Genomic DNA, 18254 nt, shown 5'->3' on the forward strand with positions numbered 1-18254 from the left:
TAGTGGTGACCCAGATTCCCGAGCTCCACGCAGGCACACCGTTCGACGAACTCGACGACTACATCGCCTTGGCCAGGTTGTCCGGCCTGGTGTTGTCACCCGACGGCTCGCTGCTGATCTGCGCGCGCGCCGTTCTCGACGACAAGAGCGCCGAATACGTGTCCTCGTTGTGGGAGATCGACCCGGAAGGTCGGCGTCCGGCGCGTCGGTTGACCTGGGGCTCGACCAGCGAGTCGGGTGCTGCCTTCGCGTTCGACGGCGACGTGCTCTTCACCGCCACGCGAGCCGTGCCGGGCGAGAGCGATCCGCAACCCGCACTCTGGCGCTTGCCCGCGGCGGGCGGAGAAGCTCAGCTGTTGATCTCACGTCCCGGTGGTGTCTCGTCGGTATCAGCGGCCAAGGCGGCGCCGACGTTCGTGGCCCAGACTTCGGTCATGGCTTCGGCGATCAGCCTCGACCAGGACGATCAGGTGCGATCGGCGCGCAAGGACAAGAAGGTCACGGCGATGCTGCACACTGGTTATCCGGTGCGGCACTGGGACCACGACCTGGGCCCCGATCATCCGCATCTGGTTGTCGCCGAAACGGATTCGAAGGAATCCGTCGAGTTGCGGGACATCACACCGACTGCAGGCGCGGCGCTGCGGGAGACGTCGACCACGATTTCCGACGACGGTCTCTTCGTCGTGACCACGTGGGCTGTCGGCGCGGCTAGTGCCGCCCGCCGATCGACGTTGGTTCGGATCGACACGGTGACCGGCGACCGAACCACCCTTGTCGACGAGGCCGACGCGGACGTCTACAACCCGGTGCTCTCGCCGGACGGAACCAAGCTCGCGTTCATCCGGGAGACTCTCACCACGCCGGAGTCCGCACCGCGAATGACTCTGCAGCTCTACGACTTCGGATCCGGTGCCGTGACCGGCGTGGCCGACGGCTGGGATCGCTGGCCTACCTCACTTGCCTGGCTACCCGACGGATCCGGGCTGGTGGTCACCGCTGACGACGGCGGCCGAGGGCCGATCTTCACCATCGACCTGTGGGGTCAGCCGGTGCGCCTGACAGCCGACGACGCGGCGTACACCGATGTTCGAGTGGCGCCGGACGGCGAGTCGATCTACGCGTTGCGCGCCTCGTACGAAGCGCCCCCGCACGTGGTGCGGGTGGATCTGGGATCCGGTGAGATCACCGCACTTCGTGGACCCGACGCATTGCCGGAGCTGCCGGGAACACTGACCGAGATCACCGCTCGCGCCGAGGACGGTTCGACAATCCGGAGTTGGTTGGCACTGCCGACCGGCGCCGCACCGCACGCGCCGGTGCCGTTGCTCCTCTGGGTCCACGGCGGCCCACTCGGTTCGTGGAACACCTGGTCCTGGCGGTGGAACCCGTGGCTGCTCGTCGCCAAGGGCTATGCCGTACTGCTGCCCGATCCCGCACTCTCGACCGGATACGGGCAGGATTTCGTCCAGCGCGGGTGGGGTCAGTGGGGCAAGGCGCCCTTCACCGATCTGATGGCGATCACCGATGCTGCCGTCGCGCAGCCCGAGATCGACCCCAAGCGAACCGGCGCGATGGGCGGTTCGTTCGGCGGTTACATGGCCAACTGGATCGCCGGCCATACCAACCGTTTCGACGCGATCGTCACCCACGCAAGCCTCTGGGCACTCGATCAATTCGGCCCGACGACGGACGCGGCCTGGTACTGGCAACGCGAGATGTCGCCGGAGATGGCCGTCGAGAACTCGCCACACCTGTACGTCGCGGACATCACGACTCCGATGCTGGTCATCCATGGCGACAAGGACTACCGGGTTCCGATCGGTGAGGGCTTGCGACTCTGGTACGAACTGCTCGCAGAGTCAGGTCTGCCCGCCGACGACGACGGGAAAACGGACCATCGCTTCCTGTACTTCCCCGACGAGAATCACTGGGTGCTCAAGCCGCAGCACACCAAGATCTGGTACGAGGTGGTCACCGCGTTCCTCTCCGAGCACGTTCTCGGCGAAGATGTCGCGCTGCCGGAGATTCTGGGCTGACGCGCGCGTGCCTCGTTCGGCTGAAACAGCCGAACGAGCCACGATCGTCTTCGCGTGGATCCGGACCGGACTCAGGCGCCGGGGCAGCGAACCGTGTACGCCCACTCGGTGTGGTCAGGGCCCGTGACGCGAACCAGCACGGACGATGCACCGCCGGCGGGCACGTTGACGACCGCCGAACCGGTTCCCTCGTTGATGTCGTCGCCGATGTATCCGGTGCTGTGGATCAACCGTCCTTCGTAGTACACCTCGATCAGGTCCGGGATGTCCTCGGTTTCGTAGCCGAGTACGAACGACGTCGGTCCGCCGCGGCCGAGCTCGTGCTTGGTGCTGGTGATTCCTGCGCCGCCGGAGACCGTCGAGGCGTCACACCGTTGCGTGGGTGCAAACGATCCGCCGCCGCCGCTGCCGCTGGCCAGCCCACTGAGAATGTCCCCGACATTGCCACTGGCCAGGCCGTTGACGATGTCCGTCGCGCTGGTCGAGCCGGCGTTCAGGCCGCCGAGGACGTCGTTGAGGTTCCCAGTGGCGATCCCGCCGACGATGTCGCCCACGCTGCCGCTGGCGATGCCGTTTGCGATGTCGTTCCCGATATCGCCGACGCTTCCGTTGATCGTGGCGCTGCCACTGTCGATGCTTCCTTGCACACTTTCTTCGATGCCGGGGGCAGCGGACGCAGTCGCCGGAAGCACGAGGGCAACCGCCGCTCCGATCGTCGCGGCCGCCGCCAAGGTTCGAACGCCGGGACGGCGAGAACTCCAGTTGTTCAACATATTTGCTCCACAGGTAGTTGGTCGGTCGTCCTTCAGAGCGATCCTGTCAGCGGAGCGGATCGGTGAACATCGTTTGTTCGGCTGACCCCGGACTGCGGGGCAGTCGTTCGTGTGCGCCGCGGCGGCCGACGGGCGAATTCGTTCACGACGGGGGAGTCATTAGGATCAAGTGGTGACCAGTGCAGCTCCAGAGAACCCCCAGACCCCCGCCGACGCCCTACCCAAGAGCTGGGACCCCAGCGCTGTAGAGGCCGATCTGTATCAAGGCTGGGTAGACGCCGGGTACTTCCAGGCCGACGCGACCAGCGACAAGCCCGGCTACTCCATCGTGCTGCCGCCCCCGAACGTCACGGGCAGCTTGCACATGGGCCATGCCCTGGATCACACCCTCATGGACGTGCTCAGCCGTCGCAAGCGGATGCAGGGCTACGAGGTGCTGTGGCTACCTGGCATGGATCACGCCGGTATCGCCACGCAGTCCGTCGTCGAGAAGCAGCTCGCTGCCGACGGCAAGACAAAGGAAGATTTCGGCCGCGAGCTCTTCATCGACAAAGTCTGGGACTGGAAGCGCGAATCCGGTGGAACTATCGGGGGCCAGATGCGGCGCATCGGTGACGGCGTCGACTGGAGTCGCGATCGTTTCACCATGGACGAGGGCCTCTCGCGCGCCGTCCAGACCGTCTTCAAGCGCATGTTCGACGAGGGTCTGATCTACCGCGCCGAGCGTCTCGTGAACTGGTCGCCGGTGCTGCAGACCGCGATCTCCGACATCGAGGTGAAGTTCGAGGACGTCGAGGGTGAGCTGGTTTCCCTGCGCTACGGCTCGCTCGACGACAACGAGCCGCACGTCATCGTCGCGACCACTCGCGTCGAGACGATGCTCGGTGATACCGCAGTGGCGGTCCATCCCGAAGACGAGCGCTACAAGCACCTCATCGGAACCACTCTCGATCATCCGTTCACCGGGCGTCAGATTCCGATCATCGCGGACGACTACGTCGACCCCGAGTTCGGAACCGGCGCAGTGAAGATCACGCCGGCTCACGACCCCAACGACTTCGAGATGGGCCTGCGGCACAACCTGCCGATGCCCACCATCATGGACAAGACCGGCAAGATCGCCGACACGGGAACCGAATTCGACGGTATGGACCGCTTCGAGGCTCGCGTCAAGGTTCGCGAAGCTCTCGCCGAGCAGGGCCGCGTCGTCGCCGAGAAGCGCCCGTACCTGCACAGCGTCGGGCACTCCGAGCGCAGTGGCGAGGCCATCGAGCCTCGTCTCTCGTTGCAGTGGTGGGTCAAGGTCGAGACGCTCGCCAAGGCTGCGGGTGACGCGGTTCGCAACGGGGACACCGTCATTCACCCGGCGAGCCAGGAACCGCGATGGTTCGACTGGGTCGACAACATGCACGACTGGTGCATTTCCCGTCAACTCTGGTGGGGCCACCGCATTCCGGTCTGGTACGGCCCCGAGGGCGAAGTTGCGTGCTTCGGTCCCGACGAAACAGCGCCGGAAGGCTGGGTCCAGGATCCCGACGTCCTCGACACCTGGTTCTCCTCGGGACTGTGGCCCTTCTCGACCATGGGCTGGCCGGAAAACACGCCCGAGCTCGAAAAGTTCTATCCCACCAGCGTTCTCGTCACCGGCTACGACATCCTGTTCTTCTGGGTCGCCCGCATGATGATGTTCGGCACCTACGTGTCCGAGGACGAGTCGATCACCGCCGGTCCGGGTAAGTCCGGCGCGCAGATGCCGTTCAAGGACGTGTTCCTGCATGGACTGGTCCGCGATCAGTACGGCAAGAAGATGTCGAAGTCTCGCGGCAACGGTATCGACCCACTCGACTGGGTCGATCGTTTCGGCGCCGACGCCCTGCGGTTCACACTCGCGCGCGGCGCCAACCCGGGCAGTGACCTGTCCGTCGGTGAGGATTCGGCGCAGTCCTCGCGCAACTTCGCGACCAAGTTGTTCAACGCGACCAAGTTCGCACTGATGAACGGCGCTGCTCCCGCGCCGCTGCCCGCTCGAAGCGAACTGACCGACGCCGATCGTTGGATCCTCGACCGTCTCGACACGGTCCAGGCCGAGGCGGACGCCGCCTTCGATCGCTACGAGTTCAGCAAGGCGTGCGAAGGCTTGTTCCACTTCGCGTGGGACGAGGTCTGTGACTGGTACCTCGAACTCGCCAAGGTGCAGTTCGCCGCCGACGAGGCTGTCGCCGCGAACACCCGCGCTGTGCTCGGCAACGTTCTCGATGCACTGCTCCGCCTGCTGCACCCGGTCATTCCGTTCGTGACCGAAACCCTGTGGAAGGTGCTCACTGGTGGTGAATCCGTCGTCGTCGCCGACTGGCCGACGTTGTCCGGTGTGGCAGTCGACACCCAGGCCGCCACCAGGATCGAAGACACGCAGAAGCTGATCACCGAGGTGCGACGTTTCCGAAACGATCAGGGGCTCAAGCCTTCCCAGAAGGTTCCGGCTCGTGCGTCCGGGCTCTCGGAGGCAGGCATGGACGGACAGTTCGCCTACGTGGCGGCGCTTGCCAAGCTGACCGAACCCGAAGAGGGATTCACCGCGTCGATCTCCGTCGAGGTGCGTCTGAGCCAGGGCACCGTCACGGTCGACATCGACACCTCGGGCACCATCGACCTCGGCGCGGAGAAGAAGCGGCTCGAAAAGGACCTCGCGGCAGCGCAGAAGGAGCTCGTCACCGCTGACAACAAGCTGGCGAACGAGGCCTTCCTGGCGAAGGCGCCCGACGCCGTCGTCGACAAGATCAAGACACGTCGCCAGATCGCCGTCGAAGAGATCGAGCGCATCACAGGACGTCTGAAGGAGTTGGCCGACAAGTGAGTTCGTACGAGCCGTCCCAATTCGACGCTCAGAGTTCGGTTCCGACTCCGGTCGACATCGCCGAACTGGCGCTGGTGGAAGCAGAACTCGACAAGCGTTGGCCTGAGACCAAGATCGAGCCGTCACTGACTCGTATCGAGGCGCTCATGGATGTCCTGGGCTCACCGCAGCACAACTATCCGTCGGTGCACGTCACGGGAACCAACGGCAAGACGTCGGTGACGCGCATGATCGACTCCTTGATGAGCGCTCTGCATCGTCGTACCGGCCGAACCACCAGCCCTCATCTGCAGATCGCGACCGAGCGGATCAGCATCGACGGTCATCCGATCTCCCCGCGGCTCTACGTGGACACGTTCCGCGAGATCGAGCCGTACGTGCAGATGATCGACGCACAGTCGCAGGAAGCCGGGGGACCGGCGATGAGCAAGTTCGAAGTGCTCACTGCGATGGCCTATGCGGCATTCGCGGAGGCTCCGGTGGACGTCGCCGTGGTCGAGGTCGGCCTCGGCGGACGCTGGGACGCCACGAACGTGATCGACGGACAGGTCGCGGTGATCACGCCGATCAGCCTCGATCACGCCGAGTACCTGGGCACCGACCTGGCCGGAATCGCGGAGGAGAAGGCCGGGATCATCAAGAAGGGCCGCGAGGACCTGGTTCCGGTGGACACCGTCGCGATCATCGCCGAGCAGACTCCCGAAGTCATGGAGGTATTGCTGCGCCGTGCTGTCGAGGTCGAGGCCGCGGTCGCGCGTGAAGGCTCGGAGTTCAAGGTGCTTGCTCGCCAGATCGCGGTAGGCGGACAGCAGCTCGAACTTCAAGGCTTGAGTGGTGTGTACACCGACATCTTCCTCCCCCTTCACGGTGAGCATCAGGCGCGCAACGCCGCGCTCGCGCTCGCTGCCGTCGAAGCGTTCTTCGGCGCCGGTCCGGATCGACAACTGGATCAGGACGCTATCCGCAACGGGTTCGCCTCGATCGTCAATCCCGGTCGCCTCGAACGTGTTCGGAGTGCGCCGACGGTCTTTCTCGACGCCGCCCACAATCCCGACGGCGCCCGCGCTCTCGCGGCCGCACTGGCCGCGGAGTTCGACTTCCGCAAGCTCGTGGGAGTTGTCAGCGTCATGGCGGACAAGGACGTCGACGCCATCTTGACCGCATTCGAATCCGTCTTCGACGAGATCGTCGTCACCCACAACGGGTCACCCCGGGCGATGGATGTCGAGGAGCTGGCGAACATTGCCGTCGCGAAGTTCGGCGACGAGCGCGTCGTCGTGGCGCCGGTGCTTGCCGACGCGTTGGAAGTCGCGATCGAAATCGCCGAGCAGGTCGCCGAACCCGGCGAAGCCGTATCAGGGGCAGGTGTGGTGGTAACGGGATCCGTCGTGACCGCAGGCGCCGCCCGCACGCTGTTCGGAAAGGACCCCGCGTGAGTACCCCGTCAGATGCCAATCCCGAGTCCGGAGGCCACGAGCCCGGAGACCCCGAGTCCGGAGACACTGCCGGCGAGTTCGGGCCTCCGACCAAGGACCCCTGGAAAAGTTTCCGCGGAGTGATGGCCGGAACCCTGATCCTCGAGGCGATCGTCGTGCTGCTGGCTTTGCCGGTTGTCGCGGTCGTCGGCGGTGGCCTCACCGCGGCCTCCGCGGGATTCATCATCGGGTTGGCGGTACTGATGATTCTGGGAGCCGGCGTCCAGGGCAAGCCGTGGGCGATGGGGTTCAACGTCGCACTGCAGGTGATTCTTCTATTCGGTTTCTTCGTCCACCCGTCGATTGCCGGTGTGGCGATCACCTTCGGGATCGTCTGGGGATACCTCGTCTACCTGCAGAGAGACATCAAGCGCCGGATGGACAAGGGCCTGCTTCCCGGCCAGCGGGACTGACCATTTAGGCTGTCCGCTGTGACTGAGCGCACCCTCGTACTGATCAAGCCCGACGCCGTTGCCCGTGGATACGTAGGAGAAATCCTCAGCCGTATCGAGCGCAAAGGCCTGACAATTGCAGCACTCGAACTCCGTGTAGCTTCCGAAGAGGTGGCTGGTAGCCACTACGCAGAACACGCCGAGCGCCCGTTCTACCCGAGCTTGTTGGAGTTCATCACCTCCGGTCCGCTGGTGGCCGCAGTGCTCGAAGGCCCCCGCGCCATCGCTGCTTTCCGTCAGTTGGCCGGCGGAACCGACCCGGTCGACAAAGCTCTTCCGGGCACCATCCGTGGCGACTTCGGACTCGAAGCGCAGCAGAACCTCGTTCACGGCAGTGACTCCGTGGAGTCGGCAGAGCGCGAAATCGCTCTGTGGTTCCCCGCGCTGTCGTCCATCTGAATCTTCGATCGGGGCCTCTGGCCCACATGTAACGGGCCTCCGGCCCACATGAACGGGCCTTCGGCCCACATCTCCACAGCGAATTCTCGGCACGTATCCCACATCGGTGCGCCCTTTGCAGTTGCAGGCGCGTTGGTGTGGGATACTGCTTTCAGTTGAACCGCAATTTGTTTTACGCACGTTCAACCGGATGACACCTAGGTTCGATGCCCTTTCATCGCTGCTCCAGGTCAACAGGAAATCCCTGGACCTCTGCATGCTGGATGATCAGGCGCTCGCGCACAGGACAACGGCCATCCAGCCAGGCACTTCATGTGCTCGCAGTGAATAACGGGCATTGCGGACCATGCGGAGCGAGACCTTACAATCTCGCACTCACTTCTGAGTGCGAGTACACACAGCACGCTCCCGCGTGGCCGCGTGACAACTCGACTTCTGGGTTGGACGCGCCCGGGGGCTGAGGAGACTTACGTGGCCGATCAATCCCCAACCGAATCAGATTCCAGCACCACCCCGGAATTTCCCGACAAGATGCGCGTACACGCGCTGGCGAAGCTGCTCGGTGTCACCAGCAAGCAGGTCCTTGCCGAAGCCGCAGCGCTCGGTACCGAATTGCGCAGTGCGCAGTCGAGTCTCCAACGGGACGTTGCCCAGCGGATTCACGCCTCGCTGACTTCCGCGGCCGAGGCCATCGAGCCGGTCGTGGCCGAGCTCGATACCCTCATAGACCCGGTTGTCGAGGCCCCGGTTGCCGAGGCCCCTGTTGCGGAAGAGCCTGCTGCAGAGGCTCCGGCCGAGAAGCCTGTCAGGGCTCGTCGCACCCGCAAAAAGGTCGTTGTCGAAGAACCGGCCGCCGAAGAACCTTCAGCAGAAGAAGCAGTGGATCCGGCTGTCGCCGAGATCAGCGCTGGACTCGACGCCGCTGCTGCGCTGCAGAGCAAGGAAGCCGAGCAGTCCGATCTGTTCACTTCCTTCGAGGCACCGCAGACACATCAGCCCGAGGTGGCTCCCGCCGCGCCGCAGGTCCCGCTGTTCCTGCAGCCGGATCTCGAAGCCGCCGAGGTAGCTCCGCGTCGCCGTCGCGCACGCCGCGAGCCCGCTGCACCGGCGGTCGTCGAAGAGAAGCAGACAACTACGGAAGCCGAAACCGTCGTTCCCGAGGCAGCACCGGTTGCAGTTCCTGCCGTCGAAGAGCCGGCTGTGACCGCACCGCAAACCGAGGGCGAGAGCGCCGAGTCCGAGGACGAGGACGACGATCAGCCGCGTCGCCGTCGTCGTGGACGCCGTGGACGTGGACGTGGTCGCGGTGAACAGGGTGGCGAGCAGGGCTCGGACGAAGAGTCGGATACCGCTACCGAATCGGAGCAGGAATCTGCCCCTGCGGCAGTCGAGAAGCAAACCGACGACGCTGCCGGCGAAGAATCCGGTGATAAGTCCGAGTCCACCGCTGATGCGGATTCCGAGAATGCCGACGATTCCGATCTCGATGCCGACGGATCGAGCCGCCGTCGCCGCCGTCGTCGTCGTCGCAAGACCGGCACCGACGGCGCCACCGACGCGACTGCGACGTCCGAGGACGATCCGCCGAACACCGTCGTTCATGAGCGCGAACCTCGCAACAAGACCCGCGTCAAGGACGAGGTCCAGGGCATCAGTGGTTCGACACGTCTGGAAGCGAAGCGTCAGCGTCGCCGCGACGGTCGTGACGCCGGCCGTCGTCGTCCGCCGATTCTGACCGAGTCGGAGTTCCTCGCGCGTCGTGAGGCCGTCGATCGCGTCATGGTTGTGCGCGATCGAGCAGACAGCGGTCAGCCGCATGCGACTACACAGGTAGCAGTCCTCGAAGACGGAGTGTTGGTCGAGCACTTCGTCACCAACTCGGCGTCCGCGTCGATGGTCGGCAACGTGTACCTCGGACGTGTCCAGAACGTGCTCCCCAGCATGGAAGCGGCGTTCATCGACATCGGACGTGGCCGCAACGGCGTTCTCTACGCCGGTGAGGTCAACTGGGAGGCTGCCGGTCTCGGTGGCAACTCGCGCAAGATCGAGCAGGCCCTCAAGCCGGGCGATCAGGTGCTCGTTCAGGTCAGCAAGGATCCGGTCGGCCACAAAGGTGCTCGACTGACCACACAGATTTCGCTTGCCGGTCGTTTCCTCGTCTACGTGCCCGGTGGTACGTCCACGGGTATCAGCCGCAAGCTTCCGGACACCGAGCGCAAGCGTCTCAAGGAAATCTTGCGCGACATCGTTCCCGCGGACGCCGGCGTGATCATTCGCACGGCGTCCGAGGGCGTCAGCGAAGAAGAGTTGGCGCGCGACGTGACTCGTCTGCAGGCTCAGTGGGCCGGCATCGAGGAGCAGGCCGCGGCTGCGGACACCGGTAAGTCCGGCAACCCGCAGGCGCTGTACGAAGAGCCTGACATGCTGGTCAAGGTCATTCGTGATCTGTTCAACGAGGACTTCTCCAAGCTGGTCATCGAGGGCGAGAAGGCGCATACGACGGTCGAGAACTACATCAACTCCGTTGCGCCCGATCTGCTTCCGCGACTCGAGAAGTACACGCCGAACAACGGTATCGACGTCTTCGCCGCTCGCCGTATCGACGAGCAGTTGGCCAAGGCACTCGATCGCAAGGTGTGGCTGCCGTCCGGCGGCACCTTGGTGATCGATCGCACCGAGGCCATGACCGTCGTCGACGTCAACACCGGAAAGTTCACCGGAGCCGGCGGAAACCTCGAAGAGACCGTTACCCGCAACAACCTCGAAGCAGCCGAGGAGATCGTTCGCCAGATGCGCCTGCGGGACATCGGCGGAATGATCGTCGTCGACTTCATCGACATGGTCCTCGAATCGAACCGGGACCTGGTCCTGCGTCGGCTCACCGAATGCCTGGGTCGCGATCGCACGCGCCATCAGGTGTCGGAGGTCACGTCACTCGGACTCGTGCAGATGACGCGCAAGAAGTTGGGCACCGGATTGGTCGAGGCCTTCTCGACCACCTGTGAGCACTGCCACGGCCGCGGCATCATCGTCCACTCCGAGCCGGTCGAGGTGAAGTCCTCGGACGACGGCGGATCGCGTTCGGGCTCGCAGCGAAGCGAATCCGGCACCTCGCGCAAGAACAAGCGTGGCCGCGGAGACAAGTCGCCTTCTACCGAGTCCAACGGACAGGAAGCTCCGGCGCCGGAGGTTCCGGCTGTCGACGCGACCGTCAAGCGGGCTCATCCGGTGGCATTGGCGATGGCCTCGCACCACCACGACGACGACGAGACCGTCGCGGCCGACTCGATCGAGTCTGATTCCACCGGTACGTCTTCGGGGGATGATGCATCCAAAAGTGCCGATCGGCAACAGGATCGGCCGATCGATACTCCTGCTGCTACTGAGCGCCATGACGTTCCTGTTGTGGACTCTGCTGCGGAAGAAGTATCCGCAGTGGACAACGAGTCGGCGGCAGCTTCGACCGAAGCAGCTCCGCGCGGTCGTCGGCGTAGTCGCCGGGCGTCGCGGGCAGCGTCGGCACCGGTTGCCGAGGCAGCTCCCGAGGTGGGTACGGTCTTCGTGATTCCGACTCCGGAACCCGTGGCAGAAGCGGTCGTGGAAAACGTTCCGGCTCCGGCCACCGAAGTTCCGGCTGAGGAAGAAGTTGTCGTCGTCAAGCGACCCCGTCGCAGGCGTGCAGCAGCACGCCCCGCAGGTCCTCCGGTAGACGGAGAGTAAGAACTACTGGCTTTCGGTCGGTTGGATGCCTTCGCGATGAGCGAGGGCATCCAACCGTTATCCGAAGTTTCAGCTGGTAGAAGCAGTACAGAGTAGTAAGCACCACCCCTCGGCGGGGCGGTTTGACCCTGACGGTTGCTTTCCCGTAACCTTGGAGGGTCGCCACCCGGCGGTAGAGATTCCGTGTGCCTAGAGTGCGCGTGAATGTCCCGGTACGTCAGTGCCGAGCCGAGGTGACATAAACCAGACCAGTCGCGATGCATTTGAAGCCTCAGGCAGCAGCGCGAGCAAGTTCGAAGAAGCAAGGGGTAGCCCTCCGATGGCAACGTACGCGATCGTCAAGACCGGCGGAAAGCAGTACAAGGTCGCTGTTGGTGACCTCGTCAAGGTCGAGAAGATCGAGGGTGAGCCCGGCACTGCTGTCTCGCTTGCTCCCGTTCTCGTGGTCGACGGATCTGACCTGACCACCGACGCAGCCAAGCTGGCCAAGGTCGCAGTCACCAGTGAGATCGTCGAGCACACCAAGGGCCCGAAGATCCGCATCCACAAGTTCAAGAACAAGACCGGTTACCACAAGCGTCAGGGCCACAGGCAGCCGATCACGGTGCTCAAGGTCACGGGCATCAAGTAACCAGTTCTTTCTAGCTAATTTCACCCGAGGAGGGTCAATAGCATGGCACATAAGAAGGGTGCATCCAGCTCCCGTAACGGTCGCGATTCAAACGCCCAGCGCCTCGGCGTGAAGCGCTTCGGCGGCCAGTCGGTCAGCGCAGGCGAAATCCTGGTTCGCCAGCGCGGCACGCACTTCCACCCCGGCGTCAACGTCGGCCGTGGCGGCGACGACACCCTGTTCGCTCTCGCTGCCGGTGCAGTCGAGTTCGGCCAGAAGCGTGGACGCAAGACCGTGAACATCGTTCCGGCCGTCGTTGCGGCTGAGGTCTAGTCTTTCTCGCTAGTTGTGCGTCACCGGTTCTACTTTCGGTAAGAGAGTGACGCGTTCCAAGCTCCCGATAGGGGCGGACCAGGGTTGAAATAACCCGGTCCGCCCCTATCGTTTGTTTAAGCAGTGCCAGTTTTACCCCGAGCAACCCTGCTCACCAGAAGTTCAGCTCATCGCGTGAGACCCGCAATTGACTGAGGAAGGATCCGGCAGTCATGTCCCGATTCATTGACCGTGTTGTGCTGCACGTCAGCGCTGGAAAAGGCGGCAATGGTTGCGCCTCCGTACACCGCGAGAAGTTCAAACCGCTCGGCGGTCCGGACGGTGCCAACGGAGGTCGCGGTGGCGACGTCATCCTCGTGGTCGACGAGAACATCCACACCCTCCTCGACTTTCACTTCCATCCCAACGCGAAGGCGACCAACGGCAAGCAGGGCGCCGGCAGTAACCGCGAGGGTGCAAACGGTGAAGACCTCATCCTCAAGGTCCCGGATGGAACTGTGGTTCTCGATACCGACGGCAACGTCCTTGCCGACCTCGTCGGTGTCGGCTCGCGTTACGACGCCGCTCAGGGCGGCCGCGGCGGACTCGGCAACGCAGCACTCGCCTCGAAGGCTCGCAAGGCCCCAGGTTTCGCACTCCTCGGTGAAGACGGTGTCGAGCGTGACCTGGTTCTCGAACTCAAGTCGGTAGCCGACGTCGGTCTGCTCGGATTTCCCTCTGCCGGTAAGTCGTCGCTGGTGTCCGTTCTCTCTGCGGCCAAGCCGAAGATCGCCGACTACCCCTTCACCACTCTGGTCCCCAACCTCGGTGTCGTCTCGAGCGGTGACACCACCTTCACCGTCGCCGACGTGCCCGGGCTGATCCCCGGTGCCAGCGAAGGCCGCGGTTTGGGCCTGGACTTCCTGCGCCACATCGAACGCTGCGCCGTATTGGCGCACGTGATCGACTGCGCCACCCTCGATCCGGGACGCGACCCGATATCCGACATCGACGCACTGGAAGCAGAGCTGGCTGCGTACACCCCCGCGCTCTCCGGCGACTCGGGACTCGGTGACCTCGACAAGCGCCCGCGCGTCGTCATCCTGAACAAGACCGACGTTCCGGAGGCAGCCGAGCTGGCCGAGATGGTCACACCCGAGATCGAAGCTCGCGGATGGCCGGTCTTCACCATCTCGGCGGTGAGCCGAGAAGGTCTGCGACCGTTGACATTCGCGCTGGCGAAGATGGTCCGCGACTACCGCGAAGCCCATCCGAAGCCCGAGCCGAAGCGCCAGGTCATTCGCCCGGTCAAGGTCAAGGATTCCAGCTTCACCATCGAGAAGGATCCCGATATCCCCGGTGGGTTCGTCGTCCGAGGCACCCGCCCGGAGCGGTGGATTCGTCAGACAGCCTTCGACAACGACGAGGCCGTTGGTTACCTCGCCGACCGTCTTGCACGCTTGGGTGTCGAGGACGCATTGGTCAAGAAGGGCGCTCAGCCAGGGGCTTCCGTCACCATCGGTGACGTCAGCTTCGAGTGGGAGCCTATGACGCCGGCCGGTATCGATCTGACCCGTACGGGCCGTGGAACCGACCCGCGTCTCGATCAGGTGGAGCGTATCGGCGCCGACGAGCGCAAGCATGCTCGTCGCGTCCGCCGCGGGCTGCTCGACGAAGACGCCTGACTCACGCGATTTCAGGACGAAAACCGAAGAGAGGGAACGGGACTGTGCTCGGGTCCACCAGGGAGTCGATAGCGTCGGCTCACAGTATCGTCGTGAAGATCGGGTCGTCTGCGCTCACCAGTCTGGTGGCGGGACTCGACACTCACCGACTTGACCTGTTGGCCGATGCCATCGAGGCCCGCATGCGCGCGGGCTCCGATGTTGTCGTCGTCTCGTCCGGTGCCGTCGGCGCCGGACTGGCGCCGCTGGGACTGACCAAGCGACCGCGGGATCTCGCGACCAAGCAGGCCGCGGCCAGCGTCGGTCAGTTGGCGCTGGCTCACGCCTGGGGTACGTCGTTCGCCCGTTACGGGCGTACCGTCGGGCAGGTTCTACTCACGGCGGACGACATCGCTCGACGGACGCAGCACCGCAACGCTCAACGGACGCTCGATCGTCTGCGGGCGTTGCACGCGGTGGCGATCGTGAACGAGAACGACACTGTTGCCACCACCGAACTTCGATTCGGTGACAACGATCGGCTGGCTGCTCTGGTTGCTCATCTCGTCGGCGCCGACGCGTTGATCCTGTTGTCGGATGTGGACGGCCTGTACGACGGGGATCCCCGAAAGGGCGATGCCACACTGATTCCCGAGGTCAACAGTCCCGAGGATCTCGACGGTGTGGTTGCCGGATCGGGTGGCGCTCTCGGTACCGGAGGCATGGCGTCAAAGCTCTCAGCAGCACGCCTGGCCGCTGATTCCGGAGTGCCGGTGCTGCTCGCGGCAGCATCGCACGCTGCGCAGGCACTCAGTGGTGCCGATGTCGGAACGGCATTTGCGCCCCGGCCGACGCGATTGTCGGCTCGCCGATTCTGGGTACGTCACGCCGCTGACACATCGGGTGACCTTCACCTCGACGAAGGCGCCGTTCGCGCGGTGGTGTCCAAGCGTCGAAGCCTGCTGTCCGCGGGCATCGTCGGTGTGTCCGGCGATTTTCACGCCGGCGATGTCGTGTCGCTGATGGGACCGGGGGAGAAGCCCGTCGCTCGGGGTGTCGTTGCGTTCGACGCTACGGAGATCGAGGAGATCCTGGGGCGCTCCACCGCCGATCTACCGGCCGACATGCAGCGTCCCGTGGTTCACGCGGACGACTTGGTGGCGCTGTAGCTGTCGTACTCGACCAGGGCGGAAAGTGCTTCAGCACAACCGACTTCGAGCTTGAGGTCGGCGTATTCGTCACCTCGGGTCGTTCCGCGATTGACGATGGCGATCGGCTTCCCGGTCTTGGCGGCATGCCGCACGAAACGCAGACCGGACATCACCGTCAACGACGACCCGGCTACCAACAGTGCATCGGCTTGGTCGACGAGGCTGTACGCCCGGGCCACACGTTCCTTGGGGACGGATTCACCGAAGTAGACGATGTCCGGCTTGAGTAGCCCACCGCACACGGCGCAATCCACGACGCGAAAGTGTGCGGTGGATTCGATCACGGCATCTGCATCGGGCGCGATCTCGACTCCCGTTGCAGCAGCCACAGTTTCGGCAAATCCGGGGTTGGCTTCCTCCAGTCTCTCGGCGAGAGTGGTGCGGGAGATCAGCCGCTGGCAGCTCAGGCATCGAACCTGCGCGTAGGTGCCGTGGAGGTCGATGACGTTTCGCGCGCCGGCCTTGGTGTGCAGGAGGTCGACGTTCTGGGTGATCACACCGACGGCTCGCCCTGTTCGCTCGAGTGCCGCGACGGCCCGGTGGCCCTGGTTGGGCCGCGAGCTGTCCATGTATCGCCAGCCGATGTGGTTACGCGCCCAGTAGTGACGTCGAAACGCCGGATCGCCGATGAACTGCTGGAACGTCATCGGATTGCGCGGGGGTGAATCGGGGCCACGGTAGTCCGGGATTCCGGAGTCGGTGGAGATGCCTGCACCCGTCAGAACTGCCAGGCGACGGCCGGCCAGGAGCTCGGGAAGGGCGTCGAGGCGGCTGTTGTCGGTAGGCACCGTTCCAGGATAGGCGCGTGTGCGAGACGGCGGCGCGGAGGAAGTCCGAAATGTTCAATAGAACACGTGTACGACTGTCGATACTCGTAGACATGAACACAGTGAACCCAATTCCCGCTGGTTACCGCACGATCACTCCCTACCTTGCGGTGCCGGACGGGCATGCCGCACTCGACTACTACAAACGAGCACTCGGAGCTGAGATCGTCGATGCGATGAATGCACCTGACGGCACTCTCATGCATGCCGAGATTCGGATCGGTGATTCGATGCTGCAGCTTTCGCAGGAGATGCCGGACTTCGGTCTCAGGTCGCCGCAGGACGGCTGGGTGCATTCGTCCATCGTCGTTTACACCGAGGACACGGACGAGTTCGTCGCTCGGGCCGTCGCCGAGGGAGCCACGCTGGTCACGGCGGTCGCCGATACGTTCTCGGGTGACCGGCATGGAGTGTTTCTCGACCCATTCGGCCATCGGTGGGCCGTATGCACGAAGGTCGAGGACGTACCTGCGGAGGAGGTGGCTCGCCGGGCGCGGGCGCTCTTCTTCCCGGATACGGATTCGCCACAGTAACTTTCGGCAGCTTTCGCCGGATCATTCAGGCTTCGGCGGCGTGCTCAGTATCCGGCGACCGGGTCGACGAGGGCAGCCAGTGCCTCGCCCTTCGCGAAGCGGGTCACGTTCTTGGAGACGTGATCCGCAAACGCGGCGGGGCGAACTCCCGGCGGATTGGAATCGTGGGGTGTGATGATCGCATTCGTCAGATCCCACAGCGGGTGACCGTCCGGGAGGGGCTCGGGGTCGGTGACGTCGAGACCGGCGCCGCCGATCTGCTCCGACTCGATTGCCTCGACCAGCGCGTCGGTATCGACCAGTGATCCGCGCGCGACATTGATCACCCAGGAATGGGGTTGCATCGCCGCCAACTGCGCGCGGCCAACGAGGTGACGGGTGGCCGGGGTGGCGGGCGCAGCGATCACGAAGTGATCTGCGCGAGAATAGATTTCATCCATCCTGGATGCGGGGTACGTCGAGATGGCCCCGGGAACCGGGCTACCGGAACGATTGACTGCGATGCTGTCCGCCCCCTGCGCGGCCAGCATCGGAATCAGCGCGCGGCCGATACCGCCTGCGCCGATGATCGCAACCGTCGAGCCACGAAGGGTGCCGATCTTGGGAAAGAACTCGAACTGACGCCACGTTCGAGCTTCGATGTGCGCGGGCAGGTGACGAACTCCGGCCAACAGCAGCATGAGCGCGTGCTCGGCCACCGAGGCCGAAAACGCGCCGGCCGCCGAGGTCCACGTGATTTCGGTGTCCTTCGGAATCACACCGGAGTCGAACCAATCCTCGATTCCCGCCGACGGCAGCTGCACCCACCTGACCGACGCCGGTAACTCCGACGGAAAAGTTTCGGGTGAGCCCGCCCAGATCAGGGCGTCGGCAGTGTCGATCGGACTGATCAGACCTCCGCCCCGAAGCACCGCGCTGTCGAGCAGTGCATCGGGGACGGGGCCGATCGCTACGCGTGGAGAGGTGTCAGTCGCCATGACTAGACGCTACGCGGGGACCTCCACCAGTGGGTAGACACCGTTCTCGTCGTGTACCTCACGCCCGGTGACCGGCGGATTGAAAACGCAGAGCATGCGCATCTGCGTATCGGGCTCGACGCGGTGACGCTCGTGACCGTTGAGCAGGTACATCGACCCCGGTGCGAGATCGTATTCCTTGTTGTTGTCCAGGTCGATCAGCTTGCCGGTGCCCTCGACGAGCCAGACCGCTTCGACGTGGTTGGCGTAGTGGAACTCGTTGACCGAACCTGCCTTGATGGTGGTTTCGTGGAACGAGAACCCGACGCGGTCGCCGCCGAGGACGATGCGCTTGCTGCGCCAGTTGCCGTCCTCGCTCGTGATGTCGCGGTCGGTGTCGGTGATCTCGGTGGTGGTGCGAACGATCAT

Annotated in this window: 15 protein-coding genes; 11 read left to right on the plus strand and 4 right to left on the minus strand. The window is 64.3% G+C overall.

The window, feature by feature from the left end; translation table 11 throughout:
- The first annotated feature begins 5 nt into the window (after nucleotides 1-5).
- Entirely contained in the window at nucleotides 6-2039 is a 2034-nt protein-coding gene (locus AC3WQS_RS16725) for a S9 family peptidase (protein ID WP_175470273.1), read from the plus strand.
- A 71-nt stretch (nucleotides 2040-2110) separates the two neighbouring features.
- Here AC3WQS_RS16725 and AC3WQS_RS16730 read toward each other — a convergent pair whose 3' ends face one another.
- Nucleotides 2111-2812 carry a hypothetical protein gene (locus tag AC3WQS_RS16730; RefSeq protein WP_492711514.1) on the minus strand — a complete coding sequence of 234 codons (702 nt, stop codon included), beginning with the start codon at nucleotides 2810-2812 and terminating at the stop codon, nucleotides 2111-2113.
- Between the two features lie 172 nt (nucleotides 2813-2984).
- Here AC3WQS_RS16730 and AC3WQS_RS16735 point away from each other — a divergent pair, with 172 nt between their 5' ends.
- The 9 genes from AC3WQS_RS16735 (at nucleotide 2985) to proB (ending at nucleotide 15467) form a co-directional block, all read left to right on the plus strand.
- Nucleotides 2985-5666, plus strand: a complete 2682-nt coding sequence (locus AC3WQS_RS16735; RefSeq protein ID WP_070797111.1) for a valine--tRNA ligase — start codon at nucleotides 2985-2987, stop codon at nucleotides 5664-5666.
- Nucleotides 5663-7102, plus strand: a complete 1440-nt coding sequence (gene folC / locus AC3WQS_RS16740; RefSeq protein ID WP_019749072.1) for a bifunctional tetrahydrofolate synthase/dihydrofolate synthase — start codon at nucleotides 5663-5665, stop codon at nucleotides 7100-7102. The genes AC3WQS_RS16735 and folC overlap by 4 nt, the downstream gene beginning before the upstream one ends.
- Nucleotides 7099-7554: a DUF4233 domain-containing protein gene (locus AC3WQS_RS16745; RefSeq protein ID WP_019749071.1), complete on the plus strand. Its 456-nt coding sequence runs from the start codon at nucleotides 7099-7101 to the stop codon at nucleotides 7552-7554. Before folC ends, AC3WQS_RS16745 begins: the two co-directional genes overlap by 4 nt.
- A gap of 18 nt (nucleotides 7555-7572) precedes the next feature.
- Nucleotides 7573-7992: a nucleoside-diphosphate kinase gene (ndk, locus tag AC3WQS_RS16750; protein WP_019749070.1), complete on the plus strand. Its 420-nt coding sequence runs from the start codon at nucleotides 7573-7575 to the stop codon at nucleotides 7990-7992.
- A 471-nt stretch (nucleotides 7993-8463) separates the two neighbouring features.
- Nucleotides 8464-11712, plus strand: coding sequence for a translation initiation factor IF-2 N-terminal domain-containing protein (locus AC3WQS_RS16755; RefSeq protein WP_492711511.1), 3249 nt, complete (start codon nucleotides 8464-8466; stop codon nucleotides 11710-11712).
- A gap of 319 nt (nucleotides 11713-12031) precedes the next feature.
- A complete protein-coding gene (gene rplU / locus AC3WQS_RS16760) occupies nucleotides 12032-12343 on the plus strand; it encodes a 50S ribosomal protein L21 (RefSeq protein WP_003944533.1) in 312 nt (103 codons plus the stop codon).
- Nucleotides 12344-12385: 42 nt separating this feature from the next.
- Nucleotides 12386-12655, plus strand: a complete 270-nt coding sequence (rpmA, locus tag AC3WQS_RS16765) for a 50S ribosomal protein L27 (RefSeq protein WP_003944532.1) — start codon at nucleotides 12386-12388, stop codon at nucleotides 12653-12655.
- 212 nt (nucleotides 12656-12867) lie between these two features.
- Nucleotides 12868-14319 (plus strand): GTPase ObgE, encoded by a 1452-nt coding sequence (obgE, locus tag AC3WQS_RS16770; RefSeq protein ID WP_019749068.1) that lies wholly within the window; start codon nucleotides 12868-12870, stop codon nucleotides 14317-14319.
- Between the two features lie 44 nt (nucleotides 14320-14363).
- Entirely contained in the window at nucleotides 14364-15467 is a 1104-nt protein-coding gene (gene proB / locus AC3WQS_RS16775) for a glutamate 5-kinase (protein ID WP_492711510.1), read from the plus strand.
- On the opposite strand, the gene AC3WQS_RS16780 is transcribed toward proB, so the two are convergent.
- The gene (locus AC3WQS_RS16780) at nucleotides 15440-16297 is read right to left on the minus strand and encodes an NAD-dependent protein deacetylase (protein WP_019749066.1); all 858 of its coding nucleotides are present in this window, start codon (nucleotides 16295-16297) and stop codon (nucleotides 15440-15442) included. The two genes, proB and AC3WQS_RS16780, sit on opposite strands and share 28 nt — an antisense overlap.
- Before the next feature lie 50 nt (nucleotides 16298-16347).
- Between AC3WQS_RS16780 and AC3WQS_RS16785 the strand changes: the two genes are divergently transcribed.
- Nucleotides 16348-16869 carry a VOC family protein gene (locus AC3WQS_RS16785; protein WP_020969987.1) on the plus strand — a complete coding sequence of 174 codons (522 nt, stop codon included), beginning with the start codon at nucleotides 16348-16350 and terminating at the stop codon, nucleotides 16867-16869.
- A gap of 44 nt (nucleotides 16870-16913) precedes the next feature.
- Here the strand turns inward: AC3WQS_RS16785 and AC3WQS_RS16790 are convergent, their stop codons facing one another.
- Together AC3WQS_RS16790 and AC3WQS_RS16795 are read right to left on the minus strand one after the other, a co-directional pair.
- Nucleotides 16914-17846: a D-isomer specific 2-hydroxyacid dehydrogenase family protein gene (locus AC3WQS_RS16790; RefSeq protein WP_007731007.1), complete on the minus strand. Its 933-nt coding sequence runs from the start codon at nucleotides 17844-17846 to the stop codon at nucleotides 16914-16916.
- Nucleotides 17847-17855: 9 nt separating this feature from the next.
- Complete coding sequence (locus AC3WQS_RS16795; protein WP_003944463.1) at nucleotides 17856-18254, minus strand: ectoine synthase; 399 nt, start codon at nucleotides 18252-18254, stop codon at nucleotides 17856-17858.

The sequence above is a fragment of the Rhodococcus sp. FW305-130 genome (genome assembly GCF_058788335.1).